General features: G+C 72.5%; 17 protein-coding genes. 8 read left to right on the forward strand and 9 right to left on the reverse strand.

What is annotated here, in order from left to right:
- Positions 1–10: 10 nt before the first annotated feature.
- From LOK46_RS29100 to dksA, 4 genes are all read left to right on the forward strand, one after another.
- Positions 11–1,258 (forward strand): Hsp70 family protein, encoded by a 1,248-nt coding sequence (locus LOK46_RS29100; RefSeq protein ID WP_273561761.1) that lies wholly within the window; start codon positions 11–13, stop codon positions 1,256–1,258.
- Between the two features lie 161 nt (positions 1,259–1,419).
- Entirely contained in the window at positions 1,420–2,793 is a 1,374-nt protein-coding gene (locus LOK46_RS29105) for an MBOAT family O-acyltransferase (RefSeq protein ID WP_273561762.1), read from the forward strand.
- A gap of 2 nt (positions 2,794–2,795) precedes the next feature.
- The gene (locus LOK46_RS29110; RefSeq protein ID WP_273561763.1) at positions 2,796–3,803 is read left to right on the forward strand and encodes a hypothetical protein; all 1,008 of its coding nucleotides are present in this window, start codon (positions 2,796–2,798) and stop codon (positions 3,801–3,803) included.
- A 182-nt stretch (positions 3,804–3,985) separates the two neighbouring features.
- Positions 3,986–4,405 carry an RNA polymerase-binding protein DksA gene (gene dksA / locus LOK46_RS29115; RefSeq protein ID WP_012322444.1) on the forward strand — a complete coding sequence of 140 codons (420 nt, stop codon included), beginning with the start codon at positions 3,986–3,988 and terminating at the stop codon, positions 4,403–4,405.
- Positions 4,406–4,452: 47 nt separating this feature from the next.
- On the opposite strand, the gene LOK46_RS29120 is transcribed toward dksA, so the two are convergent.
- The 3 genes from LOK46_RS29120 to LOK46_RS29130 are packed head-to-tail and all read right to left on the reverse strand — an operon-like array spanning position 4,453 to position 7,314.
- Positions 4,453–6,159: a TadE/TadG family type IV pilus assembly protein gene (locus LOK46_RS29120; RefSeq protein WP_273561764.1), complete on the reverse strand. Its 1,707-nt coding sequence runs from the start codon at positions 6,157–6,159 to the stop codon at positions 4,453–4,455.
- Positions 6,131–6,796 carry a TadE/TadG family type IV pilus assembly protein gene (locus LOK46_RS29125; protein ID WP_273561765.1) on the reverse strand — a complete coding sequence of 222 codons (666 nt, stop codon included), beginning with the start codon at positions 6,794–6,796 and terminating at the stop codon, positions 6,131–6,133. The genes LOK46_RS29120 and LOK46_RS29125 overlap by 29 nt, the downstream gene beginning before the upstream one ends.
- On the reverse strand, positions 6,775–7,314 hold the full coding sequence (locus LOK46_RS29130) for a pilus assembly protein (RefSeq protein WP_273561766.1): 540 nt from the start codon (positions 7,312–7,314) through the stop codon (positions 6,775–6,777). Before LOK46_RS29130 ends, LOK46_RS29125 begins: the two co-directional genes overlap by 22 nt.
- Positions 7,315–7,625: 311 nt before the next feature.
- On the opposite strand from LOK46_RS29130, the gene LOK46_RS29135 reads away from it, so the two are divergent.
- Both LOK46_RS29135 and LOK46_RS29140 read left to right on the forward strand, forming a co-directional pair.
- Positions 7,626–8,036 (forward strand): hypothetical protein, encoded by a 411-nt coding sequence (locus LOK46_RS29135; RefSeq protein WP_273561767.1) that lies wholly within the window; start codon positions 7,626–7,628, stop codon positions 8,034–8,036.
- Complete coding sequence (locus tag LOK46_RS29140) at positions 8,033–8,503, forward strand: hypothetical protein (protein ID WP_273561768.1); 471 nt, start codon at positions 8,033–8,035, stop codon at positions 8,501–8,503. The genes LOK46_RS29135 and LOK46_RS29140 overlap by 4 nt, the downstream gene beginning before the upstream one ends.
- A 12-nt stretch (positions 8,504–8,515) precedes the next feature.
- Here LOK46_RS29140 and LOK46_RS29145 read toward each other — a convergent pair whose 3' ends face one another.
- On the reverse strand, positions 8,516–9,793 hold the full coding sequence (locus LOK46_RS29145) for an NAD(P)/FAD-dependent oxidoreductase (protein ID WP_273561769.1): 1,278 nt from the start codon (positions 9,791–9,793) through the stop codon (positions 8,516–8,518).
- Positions 9,794–9,954: 161 nt separating this feature from the next.
- On the opposite strand from LOK46_RS29145, the gene LOK46_RS29150 reads away from it, so the two are divergent.
- Positions 9,955–11,295, forward strand: coding sequence for a glutamate--tRNA ligase (locus tag LOK46_RS29150; protein WP_273561770.1), 1,341 nt, complete (start codon positions 9,955–9,957; stop codon positions 11,293–11,295).
- 4 nt (positions 11,296–11,299) lie between these two features.
- Here LOK46_RS29150 and LOK46_RS29155 read toward each other — a convergent pair whose 3' ends face one another.
- The 4 genes from LOK46_RS29155 to LOK46_RS29170 form a co-directional block, all read right to left on the reverse strand.
- Positions 11,300–12,076, reverse strand: coding sequence for a class I SAM-dependent methyltransferase (locus tag LOK46_RS29155; RefSeq protein WP_273561771.1), 777 nt, complete (start codon positions 12,074–12,076; stop codon positions 11,300–11,302).
- A 16-nt stretch (positions 12,077–12,092) separates the two neighbouring features.
- A complete protein-coding gene (locus LOK46_RS29160; RefSeq protein WP_273564713.1) occupies positions 12,093–13,301 on the reverse strand; it encodes an MFS transporter in 1,209 nt (402 codons plus the stop codon).
- A 90-nt stretch (positions 13,302–13,391) separates the two neighbouring features.
- Positions 13,392–15,566, reverse strand: a complete 2,175-nt coding sequence (locus LOK46_RS29165; protein WP_273561772.1) for an OmpA family protein — start codon at positions 15,564–15,566, stop codon at positions 13,392–13,394.
- A gap of 78 nt (positions 15,567–15,644) precedes the next feature.
- On the reverse strand, positions 15,645–16,727 hold the full coding sequence (locus LOK46_RS29170) for a DUF2865 domain-containing protein (protein WP_273561773.1): 1,083 nt from the start codon (positions 16,725–16,727) through the stop codon (positions 15,645–15,647).
- 159 nt (positions 16,728–16,886) lie between these two features.
- Between LOK46_RS29170 and LOK46_RS29175 the strand changes: the two genes are divergently transcribed.
- The gene (locus tag LOK46_RS29175; protein WP_273561774.1) at positions 16,887–17,399 is read left to right on the forward strand and encodes a CreA family protein; all 513 of its coding nucleotides are present in this window, start codon (positions 16,887–16,889) and stop codon (positions 17,397–17,399) included.
- A 62-nt stretch (positions 17,400–17,461) separates the two neighbouring features.
- On the opposite strand, the gene LOK46_RS29180 is transcribed toward LOK46_RS29175, so the two are convergent.
- Complete coding sequence (locus LOK46_RS29180) at positions 17,462–17,809, reverse strand: hypothetical protein (protein ID WP_273561775.1); 348 nt, start codon at positions 17,807–17,809, stop codon at positions 17,462–17,464.
- Positions 17,810–17,932: the final 123 nt, after the last annotated feature.

Genomic DNA, 17,932 nt, shown 5'->3' on the forward strand with positions numbered 1-17,932 from the left:
CCACGACACGATGGCGGCCTGCGGCCTCGATTTCGGCACGTCGAACACCACCCTGGGGCATGACGGCCCGGACGGTCCGACGCTGCTGCCCCTGGAGGGCGCGCACCGGACGATCCCGAGCGCGATCTTCTTCGAGCTCGGCCGGGAGCCGATCATCGGCCGGGCCGCGACGGCGGCCTACGTCGAGGGCCGGTCCGGCCGGCTGATGCGCGGGCTGAAGTCGGTTCTCGGCACGCCGCTCATGGAGGAGGCGACGCCGGTCGGCCGCCAGCGGCTGCGCCTGCGCGACGTCATCGCGCGCTACCTCACCGCCGTGAAGGCGCGGGCCGAGGCCGCCAGCGGCCAGAGCCTCGACAGCGTGGTCCACGGCCGCCCGGTCCACTTCGTCGACGGCGACCCGGAGGCGGACCGCCGCGCGGAGGACACGCTGCGCGACATCGCCCGCGACGTCGGCTTCCGCGAGGTCTCGTTCCAGTACGAGCCGATCGCCGCGGCGCTCGACTACGAGCGGCAGGTCCGCGCGGAGGAGATCGCCCTCGTCGCCGATATCGGCGGCGGCACCTCGGACTTCTCGATCGTGCGCCTCGCGCCGGAGCGCCGGGGGCGGCCGGACCGGGCCGGCGACATCCTGGCCAACGACGGCGTGCGGATCGGCGGCACCGATTTCGACCGCCAGCTCAGCCTCGGCACGGTGATGCCGCTCCTGGGTCTCGGGAGCCCGATGCGCCGCGGCGACCTCGCGGTGCCGAACGCCTACTACCACGACCTCGCGACGTGGTCGGCGATCAACCGCCTCTACAATCAGAAGACCCTGCGCGAGATCGACGAGGTCATCCGCGACGGCGCCCGGCCCGACCTGCTCGCACGGCTGCGCGAGGCGGTGGAGGGCGAGCGCGGTCACGCCCTGGCCGGGGCGGTGGAGGGCGCCAAGATCGCGGCCTCCGAGCGGGACGCGACGGTGCTCGATCTCGGACTCCTGGAGCCCGGGCTCGCGGTGCCGGTGGATCGCGCGACCCTGGCCGCCCAGACCGGCGACCTCGCCCGCGCCGTGGCGGCCCGGATCGTGCGCTGCCTCGCGCAGGCGGAGCTGACGGCCGAGCGGGTCGACGCCCTGTTCCTCACCGGCGGTTCCACCGGGCTGCCGCACCTGCGCGCCGCGCTCACGGCCGCGCTGCCCGCCGCCCGGGTGGTGGAGGGCGACACGTTCGGCTCAGTGGGGCTGGGCCTGACCATCGAGGCGGCCCGCCGAGGGGCGTGAGACCGGGCGCCGTCGCCGCCGCGTAGCCGGACGGGACCGCCGCGGACCGGCCCCGTCCGCGGAGCGGCGATTGACGGGCCGGCCCCGATCCCCGACAAGGCGGTCCCTCCCGCTCGGAGACAACGGCGGCCCATCCGGGCTCCTCCGCGCCGCCTCGCCCGATGCTGTTCAACTCCTTCGTCTTCCTCCTCGCCTTCCTGCCGGCCGCGCTGATCCTGCACGGGCTGGTGGCGCGCGCCGCGCCCGCGTGGCGGCTGCCGCTCCTCGTCGTCCTGTCCTTCGTGTTCTACGGCTGGTGGGACATCCGGTTCGTGCCGCTGCTGGCCGGGTCGATCCTCGCGAACTGGTGCGTGGCCCGGGCCTATCGCCGGTGGCCCGGCCGCTGGCTGATCCCGGCGGCGATCGCCGCCAACCTCGCGCTGCTCGGCGTGTTCAAGTACCTCGACTTCGCGGCCGACCTCGCCAACCTGATCCCCGGCCTGGAGGCGCAGCGGCTCGGCCTCGCCCTGCCGCTCGGCATCTCGTTCTTCACCTTCCACCACATCATGTATCTGGCCGACCTGCGGGCCGGCCGCGCGCCGGGCTTCGGGCTCGTGAAGTACGCCCTCTACATCGCCTTCTTCCCGCAGGTTCTCGCCGGCCCGCTCGTGCGCTGGAGCGAGATCATGCACCAGTTCGACGAGGCGCCCTACGCGCGGCCCGACGCCGCCGAGCGCTTCGCCCGCGGGCTGATGCTGCTCACGGTCGGCCTCGCCAAGAAGGTGTTCCTCGGCGACCCGCTCGCGGAGTACGTCAACCCGGTGTTCCAGGCCGCCGCCGCCGGCAAGGCCGTCACGGTGGTGGAGGCGTGGCAGGCCACGCTCGGCTTCACCTTCCAGATCTACTTCGACTTCTCCGGCTACACCGACATGGCGCTGGGCATCGCGCTGCTGTTCGGCCTCGTCCTGCCGCAGAACTTCGACGTGCCCTACCGCGCCACGTCGCTCCGCGAATTCTGGCGGCGCTGGCACATGACCCTGTCGCGCTTCCTGCGCGACTACCTCTACATCCCGATGGGCGGGAACCGGCGCGGCTTGCCGCGGCAAGTCGGGGCGCTCGTGGCCACGATGACGCTCGGCGGCCTCTGGCACGGGGCGGGCCTGACCTTCCTCGCCTGGGGCGCGCTGCACGGGATCGGCCTCGGGGCCGGGGTCCTGGCGCGCCGGGCCCGGATCGCGATCCCCGCACCCCTCGGCTGGGCGCTCACCAGCCTGTTCGTCGTGCTGACCTGGGTGCTATTCCGGGCGACGAGCTTCGAGGCGGCCCTCGCGATCTTCAAGGGGCTGTTCGGGCTGGCGCCCAGGGGTTCCGGCTTCAAGTGGCGGACCATCGCGGTCGCCGCGCTGGTCGCGACGGTCGGACCCACAGCCTGGAACGCGGTGCACCGCCTGCCGCCGCGGCGGCTCCTCGCCTACGGCTTCGCGCTGCTGTTCGTGCTCGTCCTGCTCAAGATCGGCGACGACGCGAACTACGAGTTCATCTACTTCCAGTTCTGAGGATGGCGCCCGCACCCCCCACGACCGACCGGGACTGGCGCGGCTTCGCCCGCACCCTGTTCCTGTCGACGGTCTTCCTGTTCGCGGGCTACCTGGCGCTCGCCGTGCTGGTCGATCCCTACGATACCGGCCGCTCGGCGCTGCTGTCCCGGGGCACGGTGCGGCCGCAGGGACCCCGCACCGCCTCGGCCGTCCGCGGCCGCGACCCGGCCTACGCGGGCGTGGTGATCGGCAATTCGCACATCCAGCTCATCGAACCGGCGGCCCTGACGCGGCTGACCGGCATCCCGTTCCTCCAGCTCTCGGTGCCGGCCACCGGCCCCTCCGAGCAATTCGCCCTGTTGGGATGGTACCTGCAGCACCATGCCCGCCCCGCCGCGATCGTGCTCTCGGCCGACGCGTTCTGGTGCGCGGACGACCCGTCCTTCCCGAGCGAGCACGGCTTTCCCTACTGGCTCGTGGGCGACTGGCCCGCCTACCTGCGGGGGCTGATCCGCTTCTCGGCCGCGCAGGAGACGGTCAACCGCCTGGGCTGGCTCCTGAACCCGCGCCGCAAGACCGCCGCGGCCGACGGCTGGTGGGATTACGAGCGCAACTACCTGAGCCAGGGCTTCGGCGTCGATCCCGCCAAGAAGGCGGCCCTTGAGAAGCCGGTCGGGCCCGAGCCGGAGCCGCACCACGGCGGCCCGTTCCCGATCGCGGCGCGCCTGCGCGCCGAGCTGACCCGGATCCCGGCGGAGACGCCGGTCGTGGTGGTGTTCCCGCCGGTCTACGCCCGCGGCGAGCCGCCGCCCGGCAGCCCCCGGGCGCGGGCCGAGGCGGCCTGCCGGGCCGAGGTGCGCGCCGTGCTGGCGACTCACGCCCCGAGCGCGGTGGTCGACTGGCGCGACGGCCGTCCCGCGGCGGCCGATCCCGACCAGTTCTTCGACCAGACCCATTACAGGCTGCCGATCGCCCGGAGCCTGACGACCGAGATCGCCGAGGCGATCGTACGGTTGCGGACCAGATGACAGCGTAAAACATCTGTACCGTGGCCTGTTTGCCGCACGCGGCGATGCAGTGACAGCCAGTTACAGCCCCTGCATCCGTGTGCGTTGTGGCGCTGAGGCACCTCGACTATACGGCACCTCACGTTATCGCCGCACACCGGCCATCCCCTGGTGGGCGGTTTACCATCCAGCGAGGGTGACGCATGGCGAAGGTGCAGCTGGAGGACGGCTACGTCCCGTCCGACGACGAGCCCTTCATGAACGACCGGCAGCGCGAATATTTTCGGCGCAAGCTGCTGAGCTGGAAGAACGACATCCTGCGCGAGGCGCAGGATACGCTGGTGGCGCTGCAGAGCGAGAACGAGAACCACCCCGACCTCGCCGACCGCGCGTCCTCCGAGACGGACCGGGCGATCGAGCTGCGGGCCCGGGACCGCCAGCGCAAGCTGACCGGCAAGATCGACGCGGCGCTGGCCCGGATCGAGGACGGGTCCTACGGGTTCTGCGAGGAGACCGGCGAACCGATCTCCCTGCGCCGCCTCGACGCGCGGCCGATCGCGACCCTGTCGCTCGAGGCCCAGGAGCGGCACGAACGCCGCGAGCGCGTCTACCGCGACGACTGATCGGGACTCGGCCGCGCGCCGGATCCCGCGCTCCCCCGGCGCGACGCCTACTGCGTGAGCCGCAGCGCGCCGATGCTCGCCTGGATCGACTTGAAGGCCTTGATCAGGTCGTCGGACGAGTTGGCGAGGTAGAACTGGTCCGGCGACGAGGCGCAGTTCCGCAGCAGCGTCTGCCCGGCCGAATCGATCGGATCTGTCGGGATGCTGAAGCCGATCGTGTAGATCGAGACGTTGACCGCCTTCGTGTTCGCGCACGCCTCGGCGGTGAGCGCGTCGAGCGCCTTCCGCGCCGTATTACCGTCGGCGATATTGGTGTTCTGATACGCCGTGGTCAGGCGCGGGTTCGGCGTCGTACCGTTGGCGTTCCGGAAATAGCCGGCCGCGAAGTACAGCGAGCCGGTCGGCGCGCTCGAATTGGTACCCCAGCTGTTCGTGCCGTCGGTCATCAGGATGATGATCTTGTTGATGGTCGTGGCGTTCGAGCTGTTCGCGCTCGACGCGTAGGGTTGCCCGTCCGCGAAGACGCTGTTGGGCGAGAGCGTCCGCCAGCCCCACATGAAACCCTCGTGGATGTTGGTCGATCCTGACGGCGCCATGCTGCTGATCAGGGTCTTCAACGCGCTCGTGTTGTTGGTCAGCCGCTGAAGCGGCTGGGTCGTGCAGCCGAAATTCGGACCGTTCGGGATCCCGAGGGGCGAGCCGGACGCCGGGTCCTTCGGATTGATGTACTTGCAGGCTTGGCCGAGCGCGGTGTTGTAGGCGTTGCTGTTCCGGCAATCGGGGCCGGTCTCGTCGTCGATATAGCTGTTGTAGCTGTAGGCCGTCGTCCTCTGGTTGCCGACCGGGAAGGGCGCGACGCCCGACGCGCTGTCGCCCGGCTCGTCGGGGGCGAGCAGCGGCACGTAGAACGAATCCTTGGTGGTGGGCGCGCCGTCCTGGACGTTGAACGGGTAGGGAAGGGCCTCGAGGCATCCGGCCCAGCCCCAGTTCCGGTTCGCCGCCTGCAGCTTCGCGAAAACCTCGAAGCGGTTCTTGAACGGCGCCGGATTCGACTGGACGATATTGGTCCAGTGGTAGCTGGAGAGGCCGTTCTGATCGATCCAGCTCGCGTAGCGATAGGCGGACGGGTCGACCGCCACGGCGGCGGCGAAGGGCACGATCGCGACCTTGGTCGCGCTGGAGAAGGCCGGGCTGGTATAGACGTAGTTGACGAAGTCGGTCGCGGCCGTCTGGACGGCCTGAAGCTTCGATTGTCCGCCGCTCGACGCGGCCATCGAGCCCGTATTGTCGAGCACCAGGGCGATCTCGAAGGTCTTGGGCAGCGGCGTGGCGCATTGCGAGACGGCGCCCGGGTTGATCCGCTGTGTGCCGGTCAGGCCGCCGAAGAAGGTCGTCGACTGCTTGTGTGCGGTCAGAGTGATCTTGCGCGGGCTGCTGGTGATGGCCAGCCGATCGACGACGAGCTTCGCGGCCCCCATGGCGCCGGTCATGGTCGTCTGCGCCAGGACGTTGAGTTCGGCCTCGGACGTCGTCAGCGGCGTCTGGCAGAGCAGCAGCGCCGTAGCGTCGGTCGCGGCCTGGAGCTTCGTCTCCAGCCGGGTGGCGAAGCCGTAATCGATCGCCGCGCCGCCGACCATCACCATCGGCACGCTCAGGAACGCGAACAGCAGGGCGACGTTTCCGCCGCTGTCGCGCAGGACGTCGCGGTGCCGCCCGCGGCGGCCGTCAGGTTTTGCGGTCGATTTTCGTGCCATCGCAATTCGCGTGTTTGTCGTCCGGCAGGACGACTTCCGTGTAGGTGCTGGTGCCGTAGGCCTGGCCGCCGCGGGTCGGCCACGGAGCGCTGCTGGTGAACGTGATCGTGTTGCTCACGCCCTGGGCGAGTTTGACCAGCGCGCTCCCGACCATCGGCGTATAGCTGATGCTGACCTCCGCGAGGACGTAGCGCATGCCCGGTAAGCGGTAGCCGTCCGGCACGGTCAGGCCGGCCGCGGCGCCCGGGCTCCGCGCGGCCCCGTTGGCGTTGGCCACGCTGGAGCAGACCACCGGAGGACCGCTCGGATTCTTCGTGTCGATGCCCATGGCGCTCACCACGATCTTGATCTTCGACGTGTCGAACGGGCGCATTACCGCCGTGGCGGAGGCGAGGATGTCGTTCATCACGGCGGTGCTGATCGGGTTCTGCGTGTCGCCCTGCGCCGTCAGGTCCGCCACGGTGCGGCCGAGCTGGGTCAGCTTGCGCCACTCGTCGATGGCGTGGGTCATCTCGGTCATGCCCGCCCAGATCGCGAGCAGGATCGGCAGGATGACGGCGAACTCGACGGCCGCGCTGCCGCTCCGGTCGTGCCGGAGCCGCGCCGTCCGCCGGGTCAGGACGGTGAGGACGGGCACGGGCTCGCTCCCACGATCTGATAGGGCTCGGTGCGGAACACCGCCGTGGACGTCAGAAGGCTCGATCCCGCTGCGGACCCGCTGGTGAACTGCTTCGTGTTCAGGCCCATCAGGTTGAAGAAGGTCGGGAACGGCACCGCCGCCGTGACAATCACGATCGTCCCGGGCGAGGCGCATTTGTAGTTGGAGCCGAAACTCGTGTTCCACGTGCCCGTCGCGGCGTCGATCGGCTTGGCGGCGGTGGCGCTCGAGAAGTTGCTCGCGGTCGAGACGTCGATCTTGACGTTCTGGCAGTTGAACACGGTGGCGACGGGGCTGCTGGCCGGACCGCACATCCGCGCCTTCAGGGTCGCCAGAACGGTCGCAGGATTGGTCTGGCCCGCGGTGTCGAGCTGGAACTGGCCGGTGAAGATCGTCCGGACCGCGTTCTGGAGCGCGCGGTCGAAATTCTGCGTCGCCCACATCTGGAACACGATCTGGATGATCGCACCGCACAGCGCCAGGAAGGGCAGGGCCACGAGGGCGAACTCTACCGCGGCCGCGCCGCCGGTGTCACGCCCGAGACGCTTCAGGAGACAACCTGGCGTCGCTCTGCCCTGCTCGGGTAAAAGTCCTCGGCCGTTCATGAGCGAGCAGATCAGTGCGGAATAGCCATCTCATCCGATGTGACGCCAAGCTTTTGCAAAACTCTTAATTCGATCGACTAGACCGGGCTTATCAAAAGGTCTGCTACTCTGAGTTGTATAAGGGCGGGCTGATCGGCGACGCGCGGTTGACGCCCCGCGGGCGCGCACCAGTTCCTCGCGCGCAGGCGTGGCCGGAGAACCGCATGAGATCCCCCCTGATCGCGCTCGTGGTCGGCGCGACGGCGCTCGCGCTCGCCGCCTGCGACGCGCCGAAGCCGGGACCGGCCGGGCCTCCCGGGGCGAAGGGTGATCGCGGACCGCCTGGGCCGGCCGGCCCGGCCGGGGTGAACGGCGCGACCGGGGCCCGCGGACTCACGGGCGACCCGGGGCCGGCCGGACCGGCCGGCCCGCCGGGACCGTCCCTGAACAGCCAGGTGCGCCTCGACGTGGCGTGCCGCCGTGACGAGGAATTGATTGGCGCTTACTGCCGAGGCATGGCGGTTCTGCCGTCCGTGACCGTCACGGACGGCGTGTCCACGGTCGGCTGCCTCGACATGACCGCCAAGGCCGCCAAGGATGCCCAGCCCGTCGCGGTCTGCATGAAGAAGCCATGAGATTCGCTGTCCCCGCACTCTTGGCCGCACTGGTGTCCGGCCCCGCCTGTGCGCAATCCTTCGTGCCCACCGAGCGCGCGGCGATCGACCTCGTGCGCGACCGGCGCACCGCCGGCTTCACCACCGTGGCGCGGACGCTGGCCTACGCGGAGCGCGCGACCCGCGGCGCCTTCCGGCTCGGCGGCTACCGGGTCGATTACCGCCCGGACGTGCCGTTCGCCCGGGTCCGGATCTGCTATCGCCTGGGGATCGACCCGCCGACCTGCGGCCTCGCTTACCGCGTCGCGGTCAACCCCGCCCATGTCGAGCCGGCCGACCGCTACAACGGTCTGACGCGCGACCTCGAGCACGGCCCGCAGGCGTTCCTCCGGGCGCTCGCCCGGGAGGCCGATCTCCAGCGCCAGCCGGACTTCCTGCGGAAGGTCGAGGCCGCGCTCGAGCCCTACAATCCCTACGACTGGCGCTGATCGAAAATACCCTCAGAGCAGCCGCGGCCAGCGCAGGAGCCGCTCCGGCGCGAAGGCCGCGACCGGCACCGCCGGATCCCGTCCGGTGGCGAGGTCCGCGACGATCTCGCCGGTGATCGGGCCGGTGGACAGGCCGATATGGCCGTGGCCGAAGGCGAAGAGCAGGCCGTCGTGCCGGGGGGCGCGGCCGATCACCGGCATCCCGTCGGGCGTCGACGGGCGGGAGCCGAGCCACGGCGCGTTGTCCAGCGGGCCGCCGAGCCGCAGGGTGCCGGCCGCCTCTCGGGACGCCGCCTCGATCTGGGTGTGGTCGGGGGCGGCGGCCCGGGCGTTGAGCTCGACGCCGGACAGGACCCGGACCCGGTCCTCGCCCATCGGCGACAGGATCGAGCCCGCGCCCGTGTCGAGGACCGGCCGGGTCAGCGGCGGGCTGTCCGGATGCAGGGCGTAGTGGCGATGGTAGCCGCGCTCGGCCGCCACCGCGAAGCGGTAGCCGAGGGTCCGGGCGATCGCCCCGGAGGCGGCGCCGGCCGCGAGGACGACCTGCCGGCCCCGCATGGCGCCGCCGTCGTGATCGACGCGCCAGCCGCCCGCCTCGGGCTCCAGCCGGGCGACGCTGCCCCGCAGGCGACGGCCGCCGAGGCCGGCGAACAGGGCCTCGCACGCCTCGATGAGCCGGCCGGGCTCGCGCACCGATCCCGTCTCGGTGAGCAGCATGGCCCGCGCGTAGGGCCGCACCAGCGCCGGCTCGAGGGCGCGCAGCGCCGCGGTGTCGAGGATGTCGAAGGCGACCCCGTGAGAGGCCAGGATCTCGCGCTCGAGGGCGGCGGACGCGAAGGCCGCTTCGGTGCGGTAGGCCTTGATCCAGCCCGTCCGCTGCAGCCGGTCGCCGGTCCCGGCCCGGGCCGCGAGGCGCTCGTGTGCCGGATAGGCGGCGCTGGTCAGCGGCAGCAGCGCCGCCGCGGCGCGGCGCCAGCGCGAGGCGCGCGCGGCGGCGAGGAAGTGCGCCGTGTAGGGCACGATCCGCGGGAGATGCGCGTAGTGGAGCCGCAGGCCGCGATCGGCGTTGCGCAGGTAGGCCGGGAGCTTGCCCCACAGGGCCGGGCTCGACATCGGCAGGATCGAGCCGCGGCTGACCACGCCGGCATTGCCGTAGGAGGTCCGGGCCCGCGCCTCGCCGGGATCCAGCAGCACCACGTCGAGCCCGCGATCCCTCAGCGCGATGGCGCTGGCGAGGCCGACCATCCCGCCGCCGATGACCACGATGTCGGCCGTCTCGTCGGTCGCCATGCCGCTCACATCCTGCCCATCATGTCCCGCACCGCACGGAGCGCGCCGTTCTGACGGGTTTCCGGCGTCCTGGGTAGCGGGCGCCGCGCGGCGACGCATCGGGCCCGAGTGATCGTGAAGTCCCGCGCACATTCCCGCAGAGATCGGCTAGAGAGCGGGCCATGACTCTCGTCCGCTTCGCACCCTCGCCGACCGGCTATCTCCATATCGGCAACGCCCGGCCGGCCCTGCTCAACGCCCTGTTCGCCCGCCGGACCGGCGGCCGCTTCCTGCTGCGCCTCGACGACACCGACGCGGAGCGCTCGACGGAGGCCTTCGCCGAGGCGATCGGCGAGGATCTGGCGTGGCTCGGCATCGTGCCCGACCTGTTCGCCCGGCAGAGCGCTCGCACGGCGCAGCACGACGCCGCCGCCGACCGCCTGCGCGCAGCGGGCCGGCTCTACCCCTGCTACGAGACGCCGGAAGAGCTGGAGCGCCGCCGCAGGCGCCAGCTCGGGCGCGGCCAGCCGCCGATCTACGACCGGGCCGCGCTGCGGCTCACCGCCGAGGAGCGGGCGGCGCTGGAGGCCGAGGGCCGCCGGCCGCACTGGCGGTTCCTGCTGGAGGCGCGGACCGTCGGCTGGGACGACCTCGTCCGCGGTCCGGCCCACGTCGACTGCGCGTCTCTGTCCGATCCGGTGCTGATCCGCGCCGACGGCAGCTACCTGTACACGCTGCCGTCGGTGGTGGACGACGCCGATCTCGGGATCACCCACGTCATCCGCGGCGAGGACCACGTCACCAACACCGGCGTGCAGGTGCAGATCTTCGAGGCGCTGGGTGCGGCGATCCCGGTGTTCGGCCACCACAACCTGCTGACCACAGCCGACGGGCAAGGGCTGTCGAAGCGCCTCGGCCACCTGTCGCTGCGCGGCCTGCGCGAGGCCGGCTACGAGCCCGCGGCGGTGCGCTCGCTGGCGGTCCTCACCGGCTCGGCCGAATCGGTGCGGGCGGTGCCCGACCTCGACACCCTCGCGGGCCTCGTCGATCTCTGCGAGATCTCGCGGGCGCCGGCCCGGTTCGACCCGGCGGAGCTCGACGGCCTCAACGCCCGCCTGATCCACGCCATGCCGTACCCGGAGGCGGCCGGGCGCCTCGCGGCTCTCGGGATCCCGGAGGACCGGGCCGAGGCCTTCTGGCTCGCGGTGCGGGCCAATCTCGGGCGCGTCGCGGAGGCGGCCGACTGGTGGCGGGTCGTGGTCGGTCCCGTCGAGCCGGTGCTCACCGAGCCCGCCGTGATCGCGGCCGCGCGCGAGACCCTGCCGCCCGAGCCGTTCGGCCCGGAGACCTGGAAGGCGTGGACGACCGAGATCCGGACCCGCACCGGCGCCAAGGGCCGCGGCCTCTTCATGCCGCTCCGGCTCGCGCTGACCGGCCTGGAGCACGGGCCGGACCTCGCCGGCCTGCTGCCGCTGATCGGGCGGGAGCGGGCGGAGCGCCGGCTGTCCGGCGCGGCCGCCTGAGCGATCAGCGGCCGGGCTTCGGGCGCGCCTCGATCAGCGCGGCGTCGAGCAGGAAGCTGCCGTCGGCCTCGATGCCGAAATGCGCCGCGACCTCCGCGGGCGCCGCGGCTTGCAGCGCCCGGATCGCCGCGACGTGGGTCGCCGGCGTCCGCATCCGGGCGATCCAGCTCGCGAACTCCATGCGCGGCCGGCTCGCCGTCGCGGCGCCGGGCTCGAAGCCGGCCGCCTCCAGCAGGGCCCGCCATTCCGAGACCCGGTAATCGCGCACGTGCGAGGGGTCGCGCAGCAGCTCCACCGCCTGAAGGTGCGTGTCGAGCAGCGGATCCTCGGGCGCGACGATGTCGCTGACGATGAGGAACCCGTCCGCCCGCAGCACCCGCCGGGCCTCCGCGAGGGCCGCCGGCACGTCGCGCCAGTGGTGGGCGCTGTAGCGGGTCAGGACCGCGTCGAAACTCGCGTCCGGGAAAGGCAAGGCCTCGGCGCCGCCCTGCAGGGTCTCGATCCGGTCGAGCCCCCGCCGGGACGCCTCGGCCGCGACCGCCGCCAGCATCTCGGCCGAGAGATCGTAGGCCGTGACGGCGGCCCCGGCCGCCGCTGCCGTGAAGGCGACGTGGCCGCCGCCGCAGCCGAGGTCGAGCACCCGCAGCCCCGGGCGCGCGCGGACCCGCGCGCCGATCCGGTCGAGATCGGCGCCGGCGGCGTGCACGGCGCTGGTGACGTAGGCGGAGGCCTGCGCGCCGAATTGGTCGACGACGTGTCGGGTGTGGCTGCGGGCGGTCATCGGCGGATTTCCCGGTTCAGGTCGCGAGCGGCTTCAGGCGGGACAGCCGCAGGGCGATCGTCAGCGCCAGACCGTACAGCCCGCCCACGAACAGCACCACGCCGTTCCACCCGGAATGGGCGAAGAACCAGCCGCCCGCGGTCCCGAGGACCGACGAGCCCAGATAGTAGAGGCCGAGATAGATCGCCGAGGCCTGGGCCCGGTCGCGCAGGGCCCGCCGCCCGACCCAGCTGCTCGCGACCGCGTGGGCGCCGAAGAAGCCCACCGTCGTCACCACGATGCCGGCGAGGATCAGCAGCAGGTGGTCCGACAGCGTCATCACGATCCCCGCCAGGCCGACGGCCGTGGCGACCCAGAGGACGCGGCGGCGGCCGAAGCGGCTCGCCAGCTCGCCGGTGACCGGGCTGCTGATCATGCCGGCGAGGTAGACGGAGAAGATCAGCCCGATCACCGCCTGGCTGAGCGAGTAGGGCGGGTCGAGCAGGCGGAAGCCGATATAGTTGTAGATGCAGACGAAGCCGCCCATCAGCAGGAACGCCTCGGCGAAGAGCCAGGGCAGGCCGGCGTCGCGGAAATGGTGGGCGAAGCTGCCTGGCACCTCGGCCCAGGCCAGACGGCGCGGCACGAAGCGGCGCGAGGGCGGCAGCCAGCGCCAGAACGCCAGCGCGGCGGCGAGCGCGAGGCCGCCGATCACCGCGAGCCCGGCGCGCCAGCTCACGAAGTCCGCCATCACGCCGCTGATCAGGCGGCCCGACATGCCGCCCAGCGCGTTGCCGCCGACGAGCAGGCCCATCGACAGGCCGATGGCCTTGGCGTCCATCTCCTCGGCGAGATAGGCCATGGCGACGGCCGGGAGGCCGCTGGCCGTCAGTCCCGTGAGCGCGCGCAGCGCCAGGAAACCGTACCAGCCGGGGACCAGGGCAGCCACGATCGTGAGCAGCGCCGAGGCGACCAGCGAGGCCAGCATCACCGGCTTGCGCCCCCAGATCTCCGAGAGCGGGCTGACGACCAGCAGCGCCACCGCCAAAAGCCCGCAGGGCAGCGACAGCGCGAGGCTGCTCGCGGCGGGCGAGACGCCGAAATCCTCCGCGTAGATCGGCAGGAGCGGCTGGACCGCGTAGAGCACCGCGAAGGTCGAGAAGCCGGCCGCCGCCAGGGCCAGAGCCGTGCGGCGGAATACCGGTGTGCCCGACCGGATGAGCTCGCCATCCGCCTCGCTGTCCATCATCGTCCTGCGCCGCTGTCCTCAACCGGTGGTGAGGCGCGGAGGCCGGACGGTCAACTGCCGCGCAGGACATGCCCGCGCGGCGCCGCCTCACCGCGGCGGCGGCGGCGGAGGCGCTGCCTGACCCTGACCCTGGCCCTGCTGCAGCAGCGGCGTGATCCGCTGGACGACGACGCGGCGATTCTCCCGCGACGGGCCCTGCGTGTTCACCTTGAGGTACTGCTCGCCGTAACCCTGGGTGGTCAGGTTCTCCGGCGGCACGCGGAACTGCTCGGTCAGCACGGTCGCCACCGCCTGGGCACGCCGGTCCGACAGGGACAGGTTGTCGAGCGCGGAGCCGACGGCGTCGGTGAAGCCCTCGATCAGGAACACCTCCCGCGGGTTGGCCTGGATGGCGCGGTTCATCGCGGCGGCGATCACCGACAGCTTGGCCGCCTGATCGGGCGTCACAGTGAACGAGCCCGTGTCGAAGGTGATCGTGTTGATGTCGACCGAGCGCAGGCGGGCGCGGAGGTCCGGGCTGTAGCGGATCTGATCGAGCGTGTACCGGCGATCGACCTGCACCACGGGCGGCGCCGTCAGCGCCTCGTAGACCTCGGCCTCGTCGGCCTGAGCGTAATCCACGACGTAGCGGTCGCGCGGGATGCGGATCTCCGGGGGCGGCAGCACCACCACGTCCTCGTAGATCGGGCGGAGCGGGCCGGCATAGCTGTTGTCGATCAGGATGAGCTCGCGGCCGTCGCGATAGCGGAGGTAGCGGCGCAGCATCCGCCCGTCGTCGTTCGTGACGGTGACGATCTGCTCGCCGCCGGGCCGGTCGACGTAGCTGTAGAAGTCGGCGCCCTGCCGCTCGAACCGGTAGCCGCGCGGGTCGAGGGTGCGGAAGCGCTCGTTCTCGTCGTGGCGGATCAGGTAGCCGTCGCGGTCCTGCACGATGATGCGGCCGGGCTCGCGGTAGTAGGTGCGGCCGTCCTCCCGGAACTCGCGGCGGTCGGTGCGGACCTGCTCGAAGTCGCGCACATTGTCGTTCTGGCGGAAGCCGCCGGGGACGTAGCCCGGCTGGCCCGGCCGGTTGAAGGCGTTCGGGTCGGTCGGACGGCCGGGACCGCCCGCGGGCGGCTGGCCGGGCTGTCCCGGCGGCATCCCGGGCTGCGGCCCACCGGGCGGCGGGGCCTGTCCGGGGGTCGGCGCCTGCCCCGGCGGCACGAACGGCCGTCCCGGGATCCCGGGGGCCATGTTGGGCGGTACTGGCCGGCCGGGCTCGGCGCCGGGGGCGCCGTTCAGCTGGGCCGGCGTCCGCCCCTCGGGCTGGGCTCCCTGGGGCTGGAACGGCCGTCCGGGAACGCCCGGCGCCGCGTTGGGCGGCTGCGGCCGGCCGGGCTCGGTGCCGGGACCGGCATTCGGCTGGGCGCGGTTCTCGGGTTGGCGGTTCTCGGGCTGGCGGTTCTCGGGCTGGCGGTTCTCGGGCTGGCGGTTCTCGGGCTGCGCGTCGAGGCGCTGGACCGGCCGGCCGGGCGCGCCGGGGGTCGCGTTCGGCGGCTGCGAGCGATCGCCGGGCGCACCCGGTCCGCCGGGACGCTGGCCGGGCGGTCCGCGATCCGGCGCGGCCCGGTCGGGGGCCGCGTCGCGCTGCGCGGGACGGTTCGGCTGGTCATCCGGGCCGGGACGGTCCCGGTCGGGTGCCTGGCGCTGCTGCGGCGGGGCTGGCGGACGCTCGGGCCCGGGCCGCCCCTGGGGCGTCGGGGCCTGATCGCGATCCGGTGCCTCCTGACGCTCGGGTGCGGGCCGCCTCGAGGCCGGCCGCTCCTGCGGCCCACGGTCCGGACGGTCCGGCTGCTGATCCCGCCGGTCCTGCTGTCGGTCCTGCTGACGATCCGGCTGGCGGTCAGGCCGATCCGGCGCCGGGGGACGGGCCGCCGGCGCCTCCGGACGGTGCTCGGGCGCGCGCTCCCGCGGGGGCGGTTCGGCCTGCGGCTGGCGCTGGGCGGGCGGTTCGGGACGCTCGCGCGGGGGCGGCGGGGCACGCTCCGGCCGCGGCTCGGGGCGCTCGCGCGCGGCCGGCGGGCCCTGTGGCGGGCCGGGGCGCTCCTGCGGAGGACGCTCGGGACGCGGACCGCCGTGCGGGGGTTCGCCGCCGCGGGGACCGCGCTCGTCCGGTCCGCCCTGCGCTACCTGGATCCTTCCCGGCGCGGCGTCGGCGACCTGCACGAGGGAGAGGGCCGGCAGCACCGTGCCGGTGAGGAGGATCAGGCGGAGCAGGCGCATCGCGGTCTCGTCTCGGTTCAGGCCGAGCCGAACACGGGACGCCGCGATTGGTTCCGCGCGCTTGGACGCGGATCGGCCTCAGGGCATGAGGCGCTGGGGCACCGCGATCACGTCGGGCGCGATGATGCGCACGGCAACGTGATCCGGCTTGGCCTCCGCGGCCTTCGCGCCGTCGGTCGCGGCGGGATCGGCCTTCGCCGCATCGTCGCGGCCGAGTCCGGTGGCGCCCTTCGTGTCGACGCCCGCGCGGCCGGCGGCGTCGGCGGCGAGCTCCGCCGCGGTCCGGTCGGCCCGGCCGACGAGGGTGAGGCGCACCTTCGGCCGGGACAGGGCCTCGGCCTGCATCGGCGTCACGAAGATGTCGCCCTTGTGCCGGACCAGCATGCTCTCGGCCTTCACCAGGGACTGCGCCCAGGACTTGCCCTCCGGCTTGCAGGAGCAGTTCGGCACGAACTCCTTGCGGAATTTGAAGGCGTTCGCGAGGTTACCGTAGGCGCGGCTGCCCTTCACCGAGGCGGCGTGCTTCAGGGCATCGTCGCCGTACGGCATGGAATAGGCCTGCGCCTCGGTCCCCGGGCAGAGCGCCTGACACATCTCGTCGGCGCCGCCGCGGCCCTCGGGCAGGTTCTTCATCGGAAAGTAGCCGCCGTCGCAGGTCCGCACGCAGACCATCTGCGGGCCGCCCCGGCCGTAGGCCTCGCCGGAGCCGGCATAGGCCTCGCGCGGCGGGCACGTGGAGGCGACCAGACCCTGGAGCTCGCGCTTCCGGGCGCCGCTGTCGTCGATCACCGCGCCGCCGTAGGTGGCCTTGAGGGCGCGGATGCGTTGCTCCACCGCGCCGCACTGGGGCGGCCGCGTGTCGAAGAACAGGAACTTGCCGCCCTCGCAGTTCAGCCCGCGGAAATAGGCCTCGAGCCGCCCGATCTCGTCGTTCAGCGCGCGCGTCGTGCTGGCGCCGCTCTGGAGCGAGGCCAGCTCCGCCCGGTAGCGCCGGCACTGCGGCGACGGCAGCTGCGGTGCCGGCCGCGCCTCGGCGGGCGGCGGACCGGACCCGGTCTCCTGCGCGCTGGCGGAGGTGGCGAGCGGATAGGACAGTCCGAGGGCCATGGCCGCGCTCAGGATGAGGCGGCCGAGCGTACGGACGATCGGGCGGTGAGGCATAGGCTGCATCGCGTTGATCGGGTGCGCGGCGATCCGGAGTATCCGGGCTCGCGCGCATCCGCGCTTCGGAACGGAAGCGGGGCCATTCTACGCCCCCTCGCAAGACCGCGACACCCCTCCTACATCCGGCCGGCAAGCGTGAGGGGGAATTGACCGGCGATGTTGTTTCGGAGTCTCACCTATGTTGGGCTTCTCGCCCTGGGCCTGGCGGCGGCCGGTCCGGCCTCGGCGCAGGAGCCGGACCGGATCTTCGACAAGTCGACGGTCTGGCGCCCGCTGACGCCCAACGACAAGCTCGTGGTCTACGGCGTCGACGATCCGGCGGTCTCCGGCGTGGCCTGCTGGTACACCCAGCCCGAGAAGGGCGGGATTAAGGGCACGCTGGGGTTGGCAGAGGATGTCTCGGACATCTCGCTGGCCTGCCGGCAGACCGGGCCGATCGCCTTCAAGGGCAAGCTCAGCCAGGGCGAGGTGGTGTTCAGCGAGCGCCGGTCGCTGATCTTCAAGTCGATGCAGATCGTCCGCGGCTGCGACGCCAAGCGCAACACGCTGATTTACATGGTCTACTCGGACAAGGTCATTCAGGGCTCGCCGAAGAACTCGACGTCGGCGGTGCCGCTGGCGCCCTGGGGCACCGAACCGGCGCAGAAATGCGCCGACTTCATGAAGTGAGCGGCGCCCGGTGACCGGGGCGATCGGCGCGGCGTCCCGGCGACGGGCCGCCCGCGGCCGGCTCAGTCCTGACAGGTGATCCGGATCGGGCGCTCGGACGGGGCCGGGACCGGCTGGCTGATCGCGCCGGTGTACTCGTCGGCGGCGGCCACGCCGTAGGAGTTCGCCGCGGCGTAGCCCTGGGCCTCGCACCACGCGTTGGCGACCACCTGGCCGCAGGCGCTGTTCGGCGTCGTCAGGCACTCGCCGACGCCGTAGCCGTCGCTCGACGGGATCAGGAAGGTCTTCTCGACATGGGCCGGCGCCTTCGCGGGGGTCTCGCCGTCGGTGCCGGCCAGCGCGACGTGGGTCAGGCCCGCGCAGGCGAGAACGGTGGCGAGAGCGAGGGAACCGGCGGCCGAGCGTCGCATGGATTGTCCTTGGGCACAGGATCTGTGGCGTGAGGATCGTGGCCGGGACGGTCCGACGGCGCGGTTAAGGAAGCCTTACCCGCATGGCGCGCAGGCCATCTCGAATTCCTCACGCTTTTGGGT

It is taken from the genome of Methylobacterium sp. NMS14P, assembly GCF_028583545.1.
In the GTDB taxonomy this organism is placed as follows: Bacteria; Pseudomonadota; Alphaproteobacteria; order Rhizobiales; family Beijerinckiaceae; genus Methylobacterium.